Source organism: Lacimicrobium sp. SS2-24, assembly GCF_002201535.1.
Classification (GTDB): Bacteria; Pseudomonadota; Gammaproteobacteria; order Enterobacterales; family Alteromonadaceae; genus Lacimicrobium.
Genome location: NZ_NIWW01000011.1, coordinates 18,543 through 35,880 on the forward strand (window position 1 = coordinate 18,543; position 17,338 = coordinate 35,880).

Below are 17,338 nucleotides of genomic sequence, written 5' to 3' on the forward strand. Positions count from 1 at the left end.
GCGGTCTTTTTTATTTAAGCCTTTAGATAGCGTTAGCCTTTAAATGTCTTGAGCAGGGCAGGGACCAGTTTGGTGCTACCGCAAACCAGGCTGCCGGTTTTCATGGGCTCATGGCCGCCTTTAAAATCTGTGACCAGACCACCGGCTTCCTGAATCAGCAACGCGCCCGCTGCCATATCCCAGGGCTTGAGGCCCTTTTCCCAGTAACCATCGAGTCGTCCGGCGGCCACGTAGGCCATGTCCAGTGAGGCAGAGCCACTGCGACGGATATCACCACACTGGGGATACACTCTGGAGAACAACTGCATTGACTCCTGCAATTCTTTTTCTTTGTTTTTGAACGGGAAGGCGGTGGCTAGCAGGCTGCCTCTGAGCTCTTTGGCATTTGAACAGCGAATACGATAACCATTGAGCTGAGCGCTGGCGCCGCGACTGGCAGTGAACAGTTCATTGCGGATGGGATCAAAGACCACGCCCTGGTCAAGACGACCCTTGTGCATCAGTGCAATGGAAACGGCGAAGTGCGGTACGCCACGAACAAAGTTGGTGGTGCCATCCAGCGGGTCGATGATCCATTTAAAATCGTCGTCCCCTTCAATCACGCCCCCTTCTTCACCCACAAAGCTGTGGTTGGGGTAGGATTGCTGGATCTTATTGATGATGGCCTGTTCCGCTTCTTTGTCGACACGGGTTACGTAATCATTTTCCGATTTGGATTCGGTCATCAGATCGTCACGGTGTTCAAAACCCTGAGCGATAATATTTCCAGCCACGCGCGCGGCGCGCACGGCAATATTGAGCATTGCATGCATAACAAGTCACCATCAATTGTAAAAGAACAAACAGATACCAGAGCGCTTCACATATCGGCAGTTGAACCGCTGATGTGTTAGCAGACAGCTTAACTGTCCGGGTATCTCTTTTGGGCTGGCGAAAAAACAGCCAGCAAAGAAACCGGCGCGCAGTCTAGCAGAGACTACGAATAATGCAATGCCCCTGTGCCAGTCCCGGCTGAGTCTGTGCTATGATCGCGGCCACATTTTTCAGATAAACCGTCATGAACACATGCATAATATTCGTGTAGTACTGGTCAATACCTCCCATACCGGCAACATTGGCTCAGCCGCCCGGGCTATGAAAACCATGGGGCTGTCTGAACTGTACCTCGTTGATCCGGTTAAAGCACCGGACGGCCAGGCCAGTGCGCTGGCTGCCGGCGCCGGTGATATTCTGGCGAACTGTCAGATTGTGCCTGATCTTGAACAGGCGGTGGCGGACTGTGGCCTGGTAGTGGGCACCAGCGCCCGTTCCCGCACCCTGTCATGGCCCATGCTGGATGCCAGAGAGTGTGGCCTGAAGCTGGTGGAAGAGGCGGCGCAGTATCCTGTGGCCCTGGTTTTTGGCCGCGAGAATAACGGACTGAGTAACGAAGAATTACAGCAATGCCATTTTCACGTCTGTATTCCGGCTAATCCGGAGTACAGTTCTTTGAATCTTGCCGCGGCCGTGCAGACCTTGTGTTATGAAGTGCGTATGGCCGATTTGGCGCGCCAGAATCAGTCCGAGATGGCACCATCTGAAGAGGGACAGTACCCTTTGACCCGGGAGCTGGAAGGTTTTTATAGTCATTTGGAACAAACCCTAAATAAAACGAATTTTATTGTTGCCAAGCATCCGGGTATGGTGATGACTAAATTACGCCGCTTGTTTAATCGGGCAAGGCCAGAGGCGCAGGAGTTGAATATTCTGCGCGGGATTCTGGCGTCAGTGGACAAGCGGATTGACAGTCAGGACTAGAGCCCAGAGACATTATGTTTGAGCGCATAAAAGAAGATATCCAGAGTGTTTTTCACCGTGATCCGGCGGCACGGACCACCTTTGAAGTGTTGACTACCTATCCGGGATTGCACGCCATTTGGGTGCACCGGCTGAGTCACAAGCTCTGGCGCGCAAACTGGAAGTGGCTGGCCCGGGCATTGTCTAATCTGGCACGCTGGCTTACCGGCATTGAAATCCATCCGGGGGCCACACTGGGACGCCGTTTCTTTATCGACCATGGTATGGGCGTGGTCATCGGTGAAACCGCCGAGATTGGTGACGATGTCACCCTGTATCATGGGGTGACACTGGGCGGGACCAGCTGGAATGCGGGCAAGCGCCACCCGACGCTGAAGAACAATGTGGTGGTGGGCGCCGGCGCCAAGGTGCTGGGCCCCATTACCATCGGGGAGGGGGCCAAAGTGGGCTCAAACTCCGTGGTGGTCAAAGATGTACCCGATGATGCCACGGTAGTGGGGATCCCCGGACGGATCGTTGCTCAGGTCCAGGATCAGCAAAAAGCCAATGACAGAGACCGCATCGCCCGTAAATATGGCTTTGATGCCTATGCAGTGTCACCAGACAATCCGGATCCGGTGGCCAATGCGATTGGCCGCATGTTGGATCATGTCCATCTGATTGACACTAAAGTAGAAGACATGTGCAAAGCCATTAATAAGATGGGTGGCGATGTGTGCGCCGACTCGCTGCCGAGTATCGATTTGGATGATTTTGAAGGACTGGAACCCGAGCAGCATAAGAATGTGCAGCCGGAAGGCTTCGATCCGAAAATATAGCCCTGGGTGTGATTCCACCGGACTGAATACTTGAGTGTTTTGGTGGGATATATACTTTACTAAATTAGTCGGGTATGGCATGCTTTCTGGCATCAAAATGCACAGGCTAAGGGCATGAAACTAACATCAAAAGGTCGATATGCAGTGACAGCCATGCTCGACGTGGCGCTGCACTCACAGCGAGGTCCTGTGCCTCTGGCTGATATTTCCGAGCGTCAGGAAATCTCTCTTTCGTATCTCGAACAATTGTTCTCCCGGCTACGCCGTGAACAGCTGGTTTCCAGCGTCAGAGGCCCCGGCGGCGGGTATAAACTGGGACGCAATGCCACAGAGATTTCGGTCGGGGAAGTGATTCGCGCCGTGGATGAATCCGTCGACGCCACCCGCTGCAGTGGAAAGTCTGACTGTCAGGGGGGCGAGCGTTGTCTTACCCATAGCCTGTGGAGCGATCTCAGCGATCGTATTGCGGATTTCCTCAACAGCATTACCCTGGGTGAACTCATGGCCAAGCAGGACATCAAACAGGTGGCGCTGCGTCAGGACACCAATAAGCACCAGGCCGATGCCGGAATGAAGATTACCCTACAAGTTTAAGTCGTAGCCAGAGTATGAAAAAGCCTGTTTATTTGGATTATGCTGCCACCACTCCCGTTGATCCGGCGGTGGCGCAAAAGATGGCCGCGTGCCTCACGCTGGATGGCGTGTTTGGTAATCCGGCGTCCCGTTCACATCGCTATGGCTGGCAGGCAGAAGAGGCCGTAGAGGTTGCCCGCAGTCAGATTGCTGAACTGGTCAATGCCGATCCCCGCGAAATTGTGTTCACCTCCGGCGCCACCGAATCAGATAACCTTGCCATCAAAGGTGCCGCCCGCTTTTATCTGCACAAAGGTCGTCACATTGTGACCCTGAGTACAGAACACAAAGCCGTACTGGACACCTGTATCGCGCTGGAAGAAGAAGGTTTTGAGGTAACCTATCTGGATCCTGAACCCGACGGATTGCTGGACCTACACAAGTTTCGTTCGGCCCTTCGCCCCGACACCATCCTGGCCTCTGTGATGCAGGTCAATAATGAAACCGGTGTGGTACAGGATATTGCTGCGGTAGGTCAGATTTGCCGTGAGCATGAGGTACTGTTGCATGTGGATGCAGCACAGAGTACGGGCAAAGTCAGCATCGATTTGCAGCAACTGCCTGTTGATCTCATGTCTTTCTCTGCACACAAGACTTACGGTCCCAAGGGCATAGGTGCGTTATATGTGCGTCGTCAGCCACGCATACAATTGCAGGCGCTGATCCACGGTGGTGGTCATGAACGTGGAATGCGCTCAGGCACACTGGCGACCCATCAGATAGTCGGCATGGGAGAAGCCTTTGCACTGGCCGGTGAGCTGATGGCGTCAGAAAATCAGCGTATTCTGGCGTTACGACAGCGACTCTGGCAGGGGATTCGTGACATTGAAGGTATCGGCCTCAACGGTAATGAGCAGGCTCGGGTTGCGGGCAACCTGAATATCAGCTTTGCCGGCGTGGATGGTGAGGCCCTGTTAATGGCCTTGCAGGAGATTGCGGTATCCAGTGGCTCGGCCTGTGCCTCTGCCAGCATGGAACCCTCCTATGTACTCAAAGCGTTAGGTTTGTCTGATCAACTGGCGCACAGCTCGATCCGTCTGTCTATTGGGCGTTTTACCACGCAAGAAGACATTGACTTTGCCATTGAGCATATTAATCAGACGCTCACGACATTGCACAAGATGACGGTTAGCTGGTAAAGGCTGTTGGACAGCTCCGTCGTTTCCCCGCTTTTGATATGGCTATGGGCCGATTAGCCAGCTTCAGAGCGGGTGTTACACAGGCATCACAAGTGCGTATAATGGATTTATCCATTGTATTCGACAGCGCATCGCTTCAAGGGCGGCGCTATATTGACAGGCATGGTCATGGAGAAGATTGATAACCTGCAGGTCTGGCCATCACAGAAAACCTTGCTTCAGCTTTTCGTTATATGGTGCATCGCGCTATCCGCCACCACTTTGTATTGCTATAGCCACGGCCTTGTCTCCAGTGACGGACAACCAGACTTAGTTTTTTCCCTACGCTGGGCATTTGAGATCCTGCTTTTCTGGCTACTGGCTTTGCCTGTGCTGCTCAGTCTGTGCGAGCAGGTTTTACCTGTGGTAAGTGTCACCAAAAGGCTGGCGATGTTGGTGGGGTTGGCGGTGACCACCAGCCTGATGGGGTTTTCAGTACAACTATTGATATGGTGGCCCGAAAGCCTCTCCAGCATACTCTACCTCAGCTATCAGTATCTACCTAAAGCGCTCATTGCCAGTGGCGTCATCATACTCATGGCGGTGGTCCGGGACCTCAGATCAAAGACACTGGTTAAAGAAAAAAAGGCGGAGCAGGTGATACAACCCGGCTCGCAACTACTGGTGATGGCGGGGGCAGATCAGAAGCTAATCGACATTAACAACGTGATATACGTCCAATCATCGGGAAATTACCTGGAATTGTTCAGCCAGGGTAAAAGTTATCTGTACCGGGCGACGTTAAGCTCCATGGCTGAAAAGTTGCAGAGCCACAGCTTTATCCGCATTCATCGTCAATATCTGGTGAATACACGGTGGATTGACACACTGATGACTCAAAAAACCGGTCAGCTTGTGGTGCGCATGTCTGACGGTTCCTTATTACCTGTGGGACGTAATTTTAAAGCCGCCCTTTCACAGTTTAAAATCTGAGCCTGTCGTCTGTCACGGCTATCGGTTGTTTGTCACTGGAGCGTTGTCTAACGGGCTTCTTGCGAGTTTACTGGCTTCTGAACAGGTGAATTCTTCAGGAGCCGAATCTTGGTTACACGCCGCCGATTTATCACAGCCAGCTTTCAACTGGCGCTGGGCCTCAGCCTAAGCGCTTATCTTCCCCCCGTGCGCGGTAAGCAGCTTGGGACAGCCCCTGCGGCCGGGTCACTGGAACCCAATATTTACCTGAAAGTTCTGCCCAATAACGAAGTGCACTTCTGGGTTAAAAAGGCGGAAATGGGCCAGCATGTGCATACGGCATTAACGCAAATCGCCATGGATGAACTGGGTGCTGATTTAAAGCAGGTCCGGGTGCATATGGCAGACACCCGGTCACCTTTTAGCAACATATTTACCGGCGCAAGCTGGTCCATACCCGGTCACTGGGTGCCCTTGCGTCAACTGATGGCCAATGCCCGGTTTCTGTTGGAATCTGCAGCCGCTCAGATCTGGCAATGCCCGAAGGAGCAATGCTTGGCCATAGCAGGTGAGGTGGTGCACCAGCTGGGTGGGCAGCGACTCAGTTTTGGTGAGTTGGTTTCTGTGGCTCGTCAGCTCAGCGCTGTGGACAACGCCCCCTTGCGACCAAGCAAGGATTATCAGTATATCGGCACAAATATGGGCCGGCTCGACACTAACCAGATCGTTACAGGGCAAGCCCAATATGCGGCAGACCTTTCGGTCGACAATATGCTTTGTGCCAGTATCGTCCATCCCCCGTTACCGGGCTATAAGCTGAAAGGATGGGATATCTCTCGCCTGAAAGCCGACCCGCGACTATATAAACAAGTCGAACTGGTGGCACTGGAGAACGCGCTCGCCATTGTCTGCCAGCACCAATGGCCTGCGCTTGTTGCTAAAGATAAGATCGATGTTGTTTGGGAGTCGCCAACTGACACGGCGGTTGATGATGTCTGGCTGCAACAACAGATGGAGTACGCGCTGGCACAGCCTGGCATCGTCTGTCGTCAGCAAGAGTCGGTAATACAGTCATCTGACGCACACACATTCAGTGCCGAGTACTACTTGCCTTTTGTCGCCCATGTCCCGATGGAGCCGCCAGTTGCCCTTGCCTCAGTATTCGAAAACCGGGCTGAAGTCTGGGCGCCTACGCAAACCGCCAGTCAAGCGCAAAGTGAGATTGCTCAGTTTCTGAACCTGGATGCTGACAATGTTGTGGTCCACACCACACTGATCGGCGGTGGCTTTGGTCGTAAGCTGAAAAATGATTTCGTCATGGATGCGGTGCGCATCTCCCAAAAACTCAAGCGTCCGATCAAACTGCAGTGGACCAGGGAAAACGATATCAAAAACGGCTTCCTGCGCCCTTATGGAAAGGATAGGGTGCAGGTGGCTCTGGATGAGCGGGGCTACCCGTCAAATCTGGACATTAAGGCGGCGTCCCCCAGCATTCTGGCTAAAACAGATCACCAACACTTCAAGAATGGACTGGACTGGTCGGCGGTGATGGGCCTGCGCAGCATTCCCTACCACGTCCCGAATCTGCGTCTGAGCCATCAGTTAATCGACTTACCCCAAGTCAACCTGGTAGCTTGGCGAGGTACCTTCGCCAATCATCACTGTTTTGCCATCGAATCGCTGATGGATGAGCTGGCATACCTTGCCAGGCAGGATCCTTTGGAGTACCGACTGAAGCTGTTACAGGCAGATACCAAAGTCGAACATTTCCTGGACAGTGATATTGAAATTGAACACAAGAAGTTAAAGCGAGTCCTGACCAAAGTCGCTGATATGATGCAGTGGAAAACACGTAAGCAAGCCAGTCAACCGGGCACTGGCCTGGGTATTGCCTGCCATTGCTACGACACTCATGCCTATGCAGCCCATATTGTCGAGGTAGAAGTGGCCGGCCAAAACATTAAGGTTAAAAAAGTGGCCTGTGCATTTGATGTGGGGGTGGCCATTAACCCGGATGGTGTCAGGGCGCAGCTTGAAGGCAGTATCGTATTTGGGCTCAGCTCGGCGCTTTACAATGAGATCCACTTCGAAAACGGGGCTATCAGAGAATCTAATTTCCATGACCATCCGGTTCTGCGTCACCATGAAATGCCTGAGATCGATATCCACCTTTTCACTGATGGTGACACACCTGCCGGCGTCGGCGAGTGCGGTTTACCCTCTGTGAGCCCCGCATTAACCAACGCTATATTCGATGCCAGTGGTATCCGCGTCCGGTCCTTACCCGTGAAACTAGTCTGAGCAGGAGTGAATCTATGGCCACAATTACCGTCAATAACCAACCGATTGAGGTGGACGATAACGATCAGACCCCATTGCTTTGGTTGGTGAGAGAGAAGTTGCAATTGACCGGGACAAAGTTCGGCTGCGGACAAGGGCTGTGTGGGGCCTGCACATTGTTGGTAAATGACAGCGCGGTACGCGCTTGCATCACCCCGGTTTCCAGTGTACTGGGCCAGTCGATTACCACCATAGAAGGACTCAGTGAGCAGGGTGAGCACCCATTACAAAAAGCCTGGCTGGAGCATCGTGTACCGCAATGTGGCTATTGCCAATCCGGTCAAATCATGTCGGCTGCTGCTTTACTTAAGGTCGATGCACATCCAAACAGAGAGACCATTAAAAGTCATATGACCGGGAATATTTGTCGTTGTGGCACTTACAGTCGGATTACGGATGCGATCGAAAGCGTTGTGCAATCTGATTTAACTGAGCGTTAGCATTCAATACAGCCAGATAGAAATCGACAACCAGTGTGATGACTTATCAAAGACAGAGACGAGAGCTGTCAGCGGCTTTCCCGGGCAATGCCCTGGATTTTGGAAACAATCGCCCTGAGGCCGTTACCCCGGGTTGGGGTGATATGACGCTCAAGATCGAGCTGGTTAAAATACGCATCGATATCAAAATCAAGAATTTGTGCGGGTGTTCTGTCATTGTAGGCGGCCATGACCAGCGCCAGTAGTCCATTGACGATGATGGCATCGCTGTCCACCTGAAACTGTAGCTTACCGTCTTTTTCATCGCTGACCAGCCACACACTGCTCTGACAGCCACGCACTAAGCGATCATCGGTTTTCAGCTGCGCATCCATTGGCGGAATGCTTTTACCCAGATCGATGATGTACTGATAACGCTGTTCCCAGTCATCAAAAAAGGCAATATCTTCAACAATCTCTTCGCTACTGGGTAATGTCATTGATCTTCTCTCTTTAGAAAAACACGCCAGCTTCCAGCTGGGCTTCCTCACTCATCATGTCACGGGACCAGGGCGGATCAAATACCAGCTCAACACTAACCTGTTTGACATTGGGCACCATACTCACCCGATATTCCACATCACCTACCAGTACCGGGCCCATGCCACAGCCGGGGGCGGTCAGCGTCATGTCGATGTGAACGGTGTGTTGGTCCTGGTCGATGCGGACTTTATAAATCAGTCCCAGAGAGACTAAATCAATCGGGATCTCAGGGTCATAGACGGTTTCCAGGGCCTGCATGACCTGGTCTTCATGAATACGTTCGTCAGTGGGGGTGTCGAAGTCGAGTTTCATCGGAGCGCGGCCAATGGCGTCGGCGTCGGTACCGTCGATGCGTAGCATATTGCCCCGCCAGGTTACCGTGTAGTTGCCGCCAAGGTCCTGGGTGATAGTGACAAACTCACCCTCCGGAATAATTTTTACTTCGCCGCTGGGCACACGCCGGGCTTTGCACTCCCGTTCCGTTACCACCATCTTTTGTTGCACTAATGGTTCCCTCTCTGTTTAGCCAGAATAAGCTGCTTAGCTGACATTAAAGCTCTCGCCACAGCCGCATTCGTTAACCACATTCGGGTTATTGAACTTAACCACACCATTGATGCCTTCTTTGACGTAATCAATTTCTGTATCTCGCACCAGATCAAGCGCCTTGGCGCTAATGGCCAGAGTGAGCTTCTCGCTGGCTTTAATCAGGGTGTCATCGGCTTCAGCCTGCTCTACAACATCCAGCACATACGCGTAACCGGTACAGCCACTGACTTTTGTCGACAGGCGAACCAGCTGGCCGGGATGACCAGCCAGCTTATTTTCAAAGTGTTTAATGGCCGCAGGGGTGAGTGTTATCACATCGCCCTGTTTTTGCTCTGGTACAAAGGTTTCTACACTCATTGGATTCTCCTCAGCCCAACATGCTCTGGGCTTTTTTCAGGGCAACAAATAACGCATCCACCTCTGCCAGGGTGTTATACACCGAAAAGGATGCGCGGGCGGTACCCGGTACATCCAGCCGTCTCATCAGCGGCTGGGCACAATGATCACCGGTACGTATGGCAATACCCTGGCGATCCAGAATAAAGCCCACATCGGCCGGGTGCGTACCCTGTAATATAAAACTTAACACCCCTATCTTATTGGGTGCATTGCCAATGACTTTCAAGCCGTCAAAGGCGTCAGCCTGTTCCAGTGCTGAGGCCATCAGTGCCTTTTCATGTGCCTGAATGGCGTCACAATCGAGTCCGGTAAACCAGTCGATGGCTGCGGCCAGACCAATGGCCCCAGCAATATTAGGGGTGCCGGCCTCCAGCCGATTGGGTAACTCTCCCCAGGTAGAACACTCGTAGGTGACTTTGGCGATCATCTCGCCGCCGGTTTGCCATACGGGCCAATTCTGCAACACTTCCTCTTTACCCCACAGCACACCGATGCCGGTAGGGCCAAACAGCTTATGCCCGGAAAAAGCGTAGAAGTCACAGCCGATATCGCAGACATTGACATTGCCGTGCGCCACACCCTGTGCGCCATCAATCAGCACCAGAGCGCCAACGCTCTTGGCCTGCGCGCTCAGCGCCTTAACCGGATTGATGGTACCCAGAGCATTTGACACATGGGGCAACGCCACGAATTTGGTTTTTTCGTTTAATAGCTCGGTAAAGGCATCGGTATCCAGCGCACCATTATCCAGTATCGGCGCCACTTTGAGGGTCGCTCCGCTGCGCAGGCAGGCCTGTTGCCAGGTGACCAGGTTGGCATGATGCTCCATCTGCGTCACCAGAACTTCGTCGCCAGACTGCAAACGCTGCGCCATGCCATTGGCAACGATGTTGATGCTTTCTGTGGTGCCGCTGGTCCAGACCACTTCTTTGCGATTGCCGGCATGAATAAAACCGGCAACACAATCTCTGGCCCGCTCGTAGCGCCGGGTGGCCTCGTCTGACAGGTGATGGGCGCCGCGATGCACATTGGCATTACACTGCGTGTAGAAGTCCGTCAGTGCCTGAATGACTGCCTGGGGCTTTTGTGTGGTTGCAGCATTATCCAGATAAACCAGAGGCTTACCATCAATCTGCTGGTGCAAAATGGGAAACTGGGCACGGATGCTATCCACATCCAGCACACCTGAAGAGTGGGTCATTTTACTTCCATCTCCACGAAACGGTCTCTGAGTTGGGGTTGTAGCCACTGCGCCAGGGCCTGATTGGGCATCTGATTGACCAGTTCCTGTATAAAGCCAAAGTTCAGCATGACCAGGGCCTGTGAGCGCGAGATGCCGCGAGAGCGCAGGCAATACAAGGCTTCCTCTTCGATCTCTGCAACCGTAGCGCCGTGGGCACACTGAACGTCATCGGCATAGATCTCAAGTTCTGGCTTGGTATTGATTTGGCCGCGTCGGGACAGTAACAGATTGCGGTTATTCAGCTCTGCCAGGGTTTTCTGTGCATCTCGGTGGATGTGGATACGGCCATTGAATACCGCTTTTGCCTTGTCGCCAATGATGCCGCGGGCATTTTCTTCAGTGGTGCCATTAGGCACAGCATGTTCTATGGTGCTATGCAGGTCAAAATGTTCGGACTCGCCTAACAAATACACTGCATTGAATTTGGCTTTGGCATGTTCGCCGCTGTGAATGATGTCCACATCCAGACGCGACAACTGGCTGCCAAAGCCAATCAGGGTACTGTTGAGCCTGGATTCCTGATGCAGACTGAAATGGCAGCCGCCAATGTGAATGGCCTGATGGGTATGCATCGCCAGTCGATAGTGCTCCAGATGCGCTTTCTCACCCAGCTCATATTCAGCAAAGCCGGTACTCATACTGCTATCATGGCCCTGGCCATGTTCGATAACGGTTGCTGTGGAACCGGTACCGAGTCTGACCAGCACGCGATGATGAGACTCTTTTCCAGCGCTGCTGAAATTGACCAGACGAAGAGGGCGCTCAATGTGTGCACCGGCGTCAATATCAATGAAGAGCCCGTCTTCTGCCAGCGCATCATTCACCAGCCCGAACAGATGACGAGGCGGTTTGATGGTACCAAACAGTTCCCTGGCGGTTTCCTGTAGCGATGCGGGCATGGCCCGCAGGCTGTGTATGTGCAATCCCGCTGGCAAGGGCAGGTTATCAATATCAGTGACCAGCTTGCCGTCCACAAAGACCAGATTCAGGCTATTGAGGCCGTCAATATCACTGACCGCCGCGTTATCGGCTGCAGTGGTCGGGCTCAGCTCCAGCTTTTCAACGGGCGTTAATGAGGTGTATTTCCAGGCTTCAGTGCGCCGGTTAGGCCACTGGCTTTGACGCAGGGATTCCAGCGCCTGAGTCCGCACGGGGCTGAGCCAGTCATCAATGGCCTGGCCACGCTCGATGACCTGATCCAACCATTGACTCATGCGCCAGCCTCCTCGGTGTTATCCTGTCCTAAAAAGGCATAACCTTCTTTTTCCACCGCTTTGGCTAATGAGGCGTCACCGCTTTTCACCACTTTACCCTTGGCCAGAATATGTACGTGATCCGGCTCGATATAGTCAAGCAGACGCTGATAGTGGGTGATGACGATAAAGCTACGCTTGCCGTCGCGCTGACTGTTGACGCCATTGGCCACCACCTGCAGGGCATCAATATCCAGACCTGAATCGGACTCATCAAGGATACACAACGTAGGCTCAAGCAGAATCATTTGCATCAGCTCGTTACGCTTTTTCTCACCTCCGGAAAAGCCCTCGTTAACGCCACGCTTGAGAAAATCAAGCGGCAACTGAACCTGCTTGCAGGCCTCTTTGGCTTTTTTCAGAAATTCTGCAGCACTAAGTGGTGTTTCACCACGTTGCTCGCGCATCGCGTTGACGGCTTCTTTCATGAATTCCATGTTACTGACACCGGGAATTTCTACCGGGTACTGGAAGGCCAGAAACAAGCCTTTGCGGGCCCGTTCTTCCACGTCCATATCGAGTAAATCCTCGCCATTGAACTCCACGCTGCCTTCCGACACTTCATAGCCTTCACGGCCAGAGAGAATGTATCCCAGGGTGCTTTTTCCCGCGCCGTTGGGGCCCATGATAGCGTGCACTTCACCGGGCTGAATGTTGAGGTTCAGGCCCTTGAGTATGTTCTTTTCCTCTACACTGGCGTGCAGATTTTCGATTTTTAGCATGATACTTCCCCGCTTATCCTACTGAGCCTTCGAGACTGATCTCGAGCAGTTTGCCTGCTTCTACGGCGAACTCCATTGGCAATTCTTTGAAAACTTCTTTACAGAAACCGTTAACGATCATGGATACGGCTTTTTCTGCATCCAGACCACGTTGTTGGCATAAAAACAATTGTTCATCACTGACTTTGGACGTTGTGGCCTCGTGTTCTACGATGGCGGACGGGTTGCGGCTCTCTATATAAGGAAAGGTATGGGCGCCGCAACGATCGCCGATCAATAATGAGTCACATTCAGTGAAGTTCCGCGCACCATCGGCCTTGGGGCCCATCTGTACCAGCCCGCGATAGGCATTATTGCTGTTACCGGCACTGATACCCTTGGAAATAATGGTGGATTTGGTGTTTTTCCCCAGATGAATCATCTTGGTGCCGGTATCGGCCTGCTGGCGGCCCCGGGTCAGTGCCACAGAATAAAACTCTCCGACACTGTTGTCGCCTTTGAGCACACAGCTGGGGTATTTCCAGGTGACGGCGGAGCCGGTTTCCACCTGGGTCCAGGAAATTTTTGCATTGGTATGGCATATGCCCCGCTTGGTGACAAAGTTATAGATTCCCCCTTTGCCATCCTCATCACCGGGATACCAGTTCTGCACCGTAGAGTATTTAATCTGCGCATTATCCATGGCCACCAGTTCGACCACGGCGGCGTGCAACTGATTTTCGTCCCGCTGCGGGGCAGTACAACCTTCTAAGTAGCTGACATAACTGCCTTCATCGGCAACAATCAGGGTGCGCTCAAACTGCCCAGTATTTTGCTCGTTGATACGAAAATAGGTGGACAGCTCCATGGGGCAGCGAACGCCCTTGGGAATGTAAACAAAAGAGCCATCAGTAAATACCGCGCTGTTCAGCGCCGCAAAGTAATTATCAGAGCGCGGAACCACAGAGCCGAGGTACTTTTTCACCAGTTCCGGATATTTGTGTACGGCTTCTGAGATGGGGCAAAAGATCACCCCGGCCTCTTCCAGTTTCTCTCTGAACGTCGTCACCACTGAAACCGAGTCAAACACGGCATCCACCGCGACGCCTGCCAACATTTCCTGTTCATGCAGGGGGATGCCCAGTTTTTCGTAGGTGCGCAACAGCTCAGGATCAACCTCATCCAGAGATTTGGGTTTGTCTTTCATGCTTTTGGGCGCAGAGTAGTAAGAAATTGCCTGGTAATCGATCTTCGGATAGTGCACATGGGCCCACTCAGGCTCTTCCATAGTCAGCCAACTGCGATAGGCACGCAGACGCCACTCCAGCATCCACTCCGGCTCACCCTTCATTGCTGAGATGCGACGGATAACATCCTCATCCAGGCCAATGGGAAAGGTTTCCGACTCAATGTCAGAGACAAATCCGGCATCGTATTTGCGAGATAACGCCTGATCGATTTGTTCACTCATAGTCTGGTTTCACCCTGATGCTGTTGTTCCTAACGCTCTACTGATAGGCCTGGCAGTAAATGATTCATTCTTCACCTGTGAAGGCAGGAAAAAACCAGGACAAACGCGGACAACGGTTTTAAACTTGTGCCGATTCTATATTACCTGAGCGTTTTACTCAAGTATTGGTGCCCGCAAAAATACAGGATTTATGGGCGATGTGAGGCGGATGCCTGGGTGTCGTATGAAGGTGCTGGGTAGCGTGTCAGGCAAGGTAAGTGAGCCCACTGCGATGCTGCTGGTGGTGCGCTGTCGGCATGGCAGGATGCGGCCACATAGTCATTCTCAAAGCGCGCGTAAATCGCCTGCAATGCACCACTTCGATAGAGTTCTTTGAGGGCCTGGTCCCAGTGTGCTGATAACTGCTTTCCTTGCGCTGTGTTGGCAAAACCCGGATAAAGAGGCAGTAAAGCCAGGTTGTTGCTCGCCAGCTGATGTGTCAGCTCAGGATGTTGATGAAGATAATCCCGCACATTCCAGCTGTCATCCAGATAAAAGGTAATGCGTCCGGCCAATAGCATTCTGATGCCGTCTTCAATGCTCGGTACTTCATAGATTTGCAACCCGGATTCGGGCAGATACTGATCCAGTTCATAAGCCTGAATCCAGCCAACCTGCGTGTTATTCAGATCAGCCATGGATTGCCACTGGGTACTGTGTTTTCGCACCAGAGTCAGGATGTCTGCGTCATAGGGTAAACTGGGATAGAGGGCGTCAGGCACTTCGTGCTTGTAGGAGGCAAGCCACAGATCGGCCTTTTTACTGAGCACCATATTTTTGGAGCGGGCATAGCTGGTATAAACATAAGCAATACGGTGTTCGGGATACACCTGTTGCAATATCTGTTGATACAGTCCATCGCCTGAGCGCAGCGTAAAGTTTGGTGGCCACAGGTCGGTCGCCACCAGTAATCGGGGTTGTGCCATCACCATCGAGGCAAAGCACAGAAGCGGGCCCGCCAATAAAAGTGCTTTCATCACTGTTACGACTAAGACTATTACGACTAAGAATTTACCTATAACTATAGCGGCTTAAATGAAAAATCTGACAGGATCAGACGCCCTTATTTCGCGCCGCCTGCACTTGCCGGTGAACCATGGTGCCAGCTTGGGCACTTAGGGGATGGCAATGGGTGCCAGTTGCAAAACGGCTGATGGGCCTGGCACTGTCTCAGGCGAAACAGGAATGAGTTTTTGGGCGCGATTGGACTCATGAACGGGCCCTACCGGCCTGTGCGCGTCATCGGCATGATTTTGTTGTCGGCAATGGATAGCAAAGCGCGCGCTTTTTGCATATAATCCGCGCTCAAATTTTCAACTCTATCTATTTCGGAGACTTACATGGCTCTTGAGCGTACCTTTTCTATCATCAAGCCAGATGCCGTTGCGAAAAACGTGATCGGTGCAATCTACAACCGTTTTGAAACAGCCGGACTGCGCATTGTTGCATCGAAAATGCTGCACATGAGTAAAGAGCAGGCAGAAGGTTTTTATGCAGAGCATAAAGAGCGTCCTTTCTTTGGTGCTCTGGTTGAATTCATGACTTCTGGCCCTGTGATGGTACAAGTGCTTGAAGGCGAAAACGCAGTGAAGAAAAACCGTGAGATCATGGGTGCCACTAACCCATCAGAAGCCCTTGCCGGTACCTTGCGTGCAGATTATGCCGTGTCTATCGATGAGAATGCGGTTCATGGCTCAGATGCCCCTGAATCCGCAGCGCGGGAAATCGCTTACTTCTTCTCTGATGAAGAAGTCTGCCCCCGCACTCGCTAAGTCGCAGTTACTGTGAACCAAGAAGGGAGCTGCGGCTCCCTTTTTAATTGAAACCGCTCCCTGTGCTGACAGGCAGTATGTTTGGTAACTGCGTATAAAAAATGTACAATACGCACCCGTTGTAATTTAGGTATGACTATGGCCGCCGCTAAAACCAATTTGCTCGATCTTAACCGTCAGGGATTACGGGACTTTCTAACCCGCATCGGTGAAAAACCTTTCCGTGCCGATCAGATCATGAAATGGATCTACCAGTATGGTGTGGAAGATTTTGAGCAGATGACCAACCTCAACAAGGTGTTGCGGGCCAAACTTGCGGAGCAGGCGGAGATCAGGGCGCCGGAAATCGCCTATTTGCAGCGAGCGACCGATGGCACGATCAAGTTCGCGTTAACGGTGTCTGGTGGTCAGGAAGTCGAGGCTGTGTGGATCCCTGAAACAGACAGAGCAACCCTGTGTGTTTCCTCGCAGGTTGGTTGTGCACTGGAATGCACATTTTGTTCAACGGCCCAGCAGGGCTTTAACCGTAACCTGTCTGTTTCGGAAATTATTGGTCAGGTCTGGCGGGTCGCCAAAACCATTGGCTTGTCTAATGATACGTCGCGCCGTCCCATTACTAATGTGGTCATGATGGGCATGGGCGAACCCCTGCTGAACCTTAAAAATGTGGTACCGGCCATGGACATCATGCTTGATGATTTTGGTTTCGGTCTGTCTAAGCGTCGGGTGACCCTGAGCACCTCTGGCGTGGTACCCGCACTGGATATGCTTGGTGATCAGATAGATGTTGCGCTGGCGGTGTCACTGCATGCGCCTAATGATGAACTGCGTAATGAAATTGTCCCGGTGAATAAAAAGTATCCTATCGCTGAGTTGCTGGCGGGGATCCGTCGTTATCTGGGTAAATCCAATGCTAATCAGGGCCGGGTTACCATCGAGTATGTGATGCTTAATGGTATCAATGACAGCACAGATCAGGCCCATGAGCTGGGACGGTTGCTCAAAGATACACCGAGTAAGATCAACCTGATTCCCTTTAACCCCTATCCGGGATCGCCCTATACCTGTTCCAGCAATTCGCGTATTGATCGTTTTTCTAAAGTGCTGATGGAGTATGGTTACACGGTCGTGGTGCGCAAGACTCGTGGGGATGATATTGATGCTGCATGTGGGCAATTGGTGGGGGATGTGGTGGACAGAACCCGGCGAATGATGAAAAAACAGATGAAGGGTGAACAAATATCAGTAAGAATGGCCTGATAAATTAATGT

18 protein-coding genes are annotated in these 17,338 nt (G+C 52.3%); 9 read left to right on the forward strand and 9 right to left on the reverse strand.

Annotation, left to right across the window (positions count from 1 at the left end):
- Nucleotides 1-32 precede the first annotated feature (32 nt).
- Nucleotides 33-812, reverse strand: a complete 780-nt coding sequence (suhB, locus tag CCY32_RS15745) for an inositol-1-monophosphatase (RefSeq protein WP_088332416.1) — start codon at nt 810-812, stop codon at nt 33-35.
- A gap of 253 nt (nt 813-1,065) precedes the next feature.
- On the opposite strand from suhB, the gene trmJ reads away from it, so the two are divergent.
- The 7 genes from trmJ (at nt 1,066) to CCY32_RS15780 (ending at nt 8,118) form a co-directional block, all read left to right on the forward strand.
- Nucleotides 1,066-1,797, forward strand: coding sequence for a tRNA (cytosine(32)/uridine(32)-2'-O)-methyltransferase TrmJ (trmJ, locus tag CCY32_RS15750; RefSeq protein WP_088332547.1), 732 nt, complete (start codon nt 1,066-1,068; stop codon nt 1,795-1,797).
- 14 nt (nt 1,798-1,811) lie between these two features.
- Nucleotides 1,812-2,615 (forward strand): serine O-acetyltransferase, encoded by an 804-nt coding sequence (cysE, locus tag CCY32_RS15755; RefSeq protein ID WP_088332418.1) that lies wholly within the window; start codon nt 1,812-1,814, stop codon nt 2,613-2,615.
- A gap of 114 nt (nt 2,616-2,729) precedes the next feature.
- A complete protein-coding gene (gene iscR / locus CCY32_RS15760) occupies nt 2,730-3,209 on the forward strand; it encodes a Fe-S cluster assembly transcriptional regulator IscR (RefSeq protein ID WP_088332421.1) in 480 nt (159 codons plus the stop codon).
- A gap of 14 nt (nt 3,210-3,223) precedes the next feature.
- Nucleotides 3,224-4,387 (forward strand): IscS subfamily cysteine desulfurase, encoded by a 1,164-nt coding sequence (locus tag CCY32_RS15765; protein ID WP_088332423.1) that lies wholly within the window; start codon nt 3,224-3,226, stop codon nt 4,385-4,387.
- A 168-nt stretch (nt 4,388-4,555) separates the two neighbouring features.
- Entirely contained in the window at nt 4,556-5,359 is an 804-nt protein-coding gene (locus CCY32_RS15770; RefSeq protein WP_168171552.1) for a LytTR family DNA-binding domain-containing protein, read from the forward strand.
- Nucleotides 5,360-5,467: 108 nt separating this feature from the next.
- Nucleotides 5,468-7,639: a molybdopterin cofactor-binding domain-containing protein gene (locus CCY32_RS15775; RefSeq protein WP_088332427.1), complete on the forward strand. Its 2,172-nt coding sequence runs from the start codon at nt 5,468-5,470 to the stop codon at nt 7,637-7,639.
- 14 nt (nt 7,640-7,653) lie between these two features.
- Nucleotides 7,654-8,118 (forward strand): (2Fe-2S)-binding protein, encoded by a 465-nt coding sequence (locus tag CCY32_RS15780; RefSeq protein ID WP_088332428.1) that lies wholly within the window; start codon nt 7,654-7,656, stop codon nt 8,116-8,118.
- Between the two features lie 68 nt (nt 8,119-8,186).
- On the opposite strand, the gene CCY32_RS15785 is transcribed toward CCY32_RS15780, so the two are convergent.
- From CCY32_RS15785 to CCY32_RS15820, 8 genes are all read right to left on the reverse strand, one after another.
- A complete protein-coding gene (locus CCY32_RS15785; RefSeq protein ID WP_088332430.1) occupies nt 8,187-8,597 on the reverse strand; it encodes a SufE family protein in 411 nt (136 codons plus the stop codon).
- 13 nt (nt 8,598-8,610) lie between these two features.
- Nucleotides 8,611-9,144: a putative Fe-S cluster assembly protein SufT gene (gene sufT / locus CCY32_RS15790; protein ID WP_088332433.1), complete on the reverse strand. Its 534-nt coding sequence runs from the start codon at nt 9,142-9,144 to the stop codon at nt 8,611-8,613.
- Nucleotides 9,145-9,180: 36 nt separating this feature from the next.
- A complete protein-coding gene (locus CCY32_RS15795; RefSeq protein WP_088332436.1) occupies nt 9,181-9,546 on the reverse strand; it encodes an iron-sulfur cluster assembly accessory protein in 366 nt (121 codons plus the stop codon).
- Between the two features lie 10 nt (nt 9,547-9,556).
- Entirely contained in the window at nt 9,557-10,789 is a 1,233-nt protein-coding gene (locus CCY32_RS15800) for a SufS family cysteine desulfurase (protein ID WP_088332438.1), read from the reverse strand.
- Nucleotides 10,786-12,045, reverse strand: a complete 1,260-nt coding sequence (gene sufD / locus CCY32_RS15805) for a Fe-S cluster assembly protein SufD (RefSeq protein WP_088332440.1) — start codon at nt 12,043-12,045, stop codon at nt 10,786-10,788. Before sufD ends, CCY32_RS15800 begins: the two co-directional genes overlap by 4 nt.
- Complete coding sequence (sufC, locus tag CCY32_RS15810; protein WP_088332443.1) at nt 12,042-12,806, reverse strand: Fe-S cluster assembly ATPase SufC; 765 nt, start codon at nt 12,804-12,806, stop codon at nt 12,042-12,044. Before sufC ends, sufD begins: the two co-directional genes overlap by 4 nt.
- 13 nt (nt 12,807-12,819) lie before the next feature.
- On the reverse strand, nt 12,820-14,256 hold the full coding sequence (gene sufB, locus CCY32_RS15815; RefSeq protein ID WP_088332445.1) for a Fe-S cluster assembly protein SufB: 1,437 nt from the start codon (nt 14,254-14,256) through the stop codon (nt 12,820-12,822).
- A 188-nt stretch (nt 14,257-14,444) separates the two neighbouring features.
- On the reverse strand, nt 14,445-15,272 hold the full coding sequence (locus CCY32_RS15820) for a transporter substrate-binding domain-containing protein (RefSeq protein WP_141096251.1): 828 nt from the start codon (nt 15,270-15,272) through the stop codon (nt 14,445-14,447).
- A 363-nt stretch (nt 15,273-15,635) separates the two neighbouring features.
- Between CCY32_RS15820 and ndk the strand changes: the two genes are divergently transcribed.
- Complete coding sequence (gene ndk / locus CCY32_RS15825; protein ID WP_088332449.1) at nt 15,636-16,067, forward strand: nucleoside-diphosphate kinase; 432 nt, start codon at nt 15,636-15,638, stop codon at nt 16,065-16,067.
- Between the two features lie 138 nt (nt 16,068-16,205).
- On the forward strand, nt 16,206-17,327 hold the full coding sequence (locus CCY32_RS15830) for a bifunctional tRNA (adenosine(37)-C2)-methyltransferase TrmG/ribosomal RNA large subunit methyltransferase RlmN (protein ID WP_088332451.1): 1,122 nt from the start codon (nt 16,206-16,208) through the stop codon (nt 17,325-17,327).
- Nucleotides 17,328-17,338 lie beyond the last annotated feature (11 nt).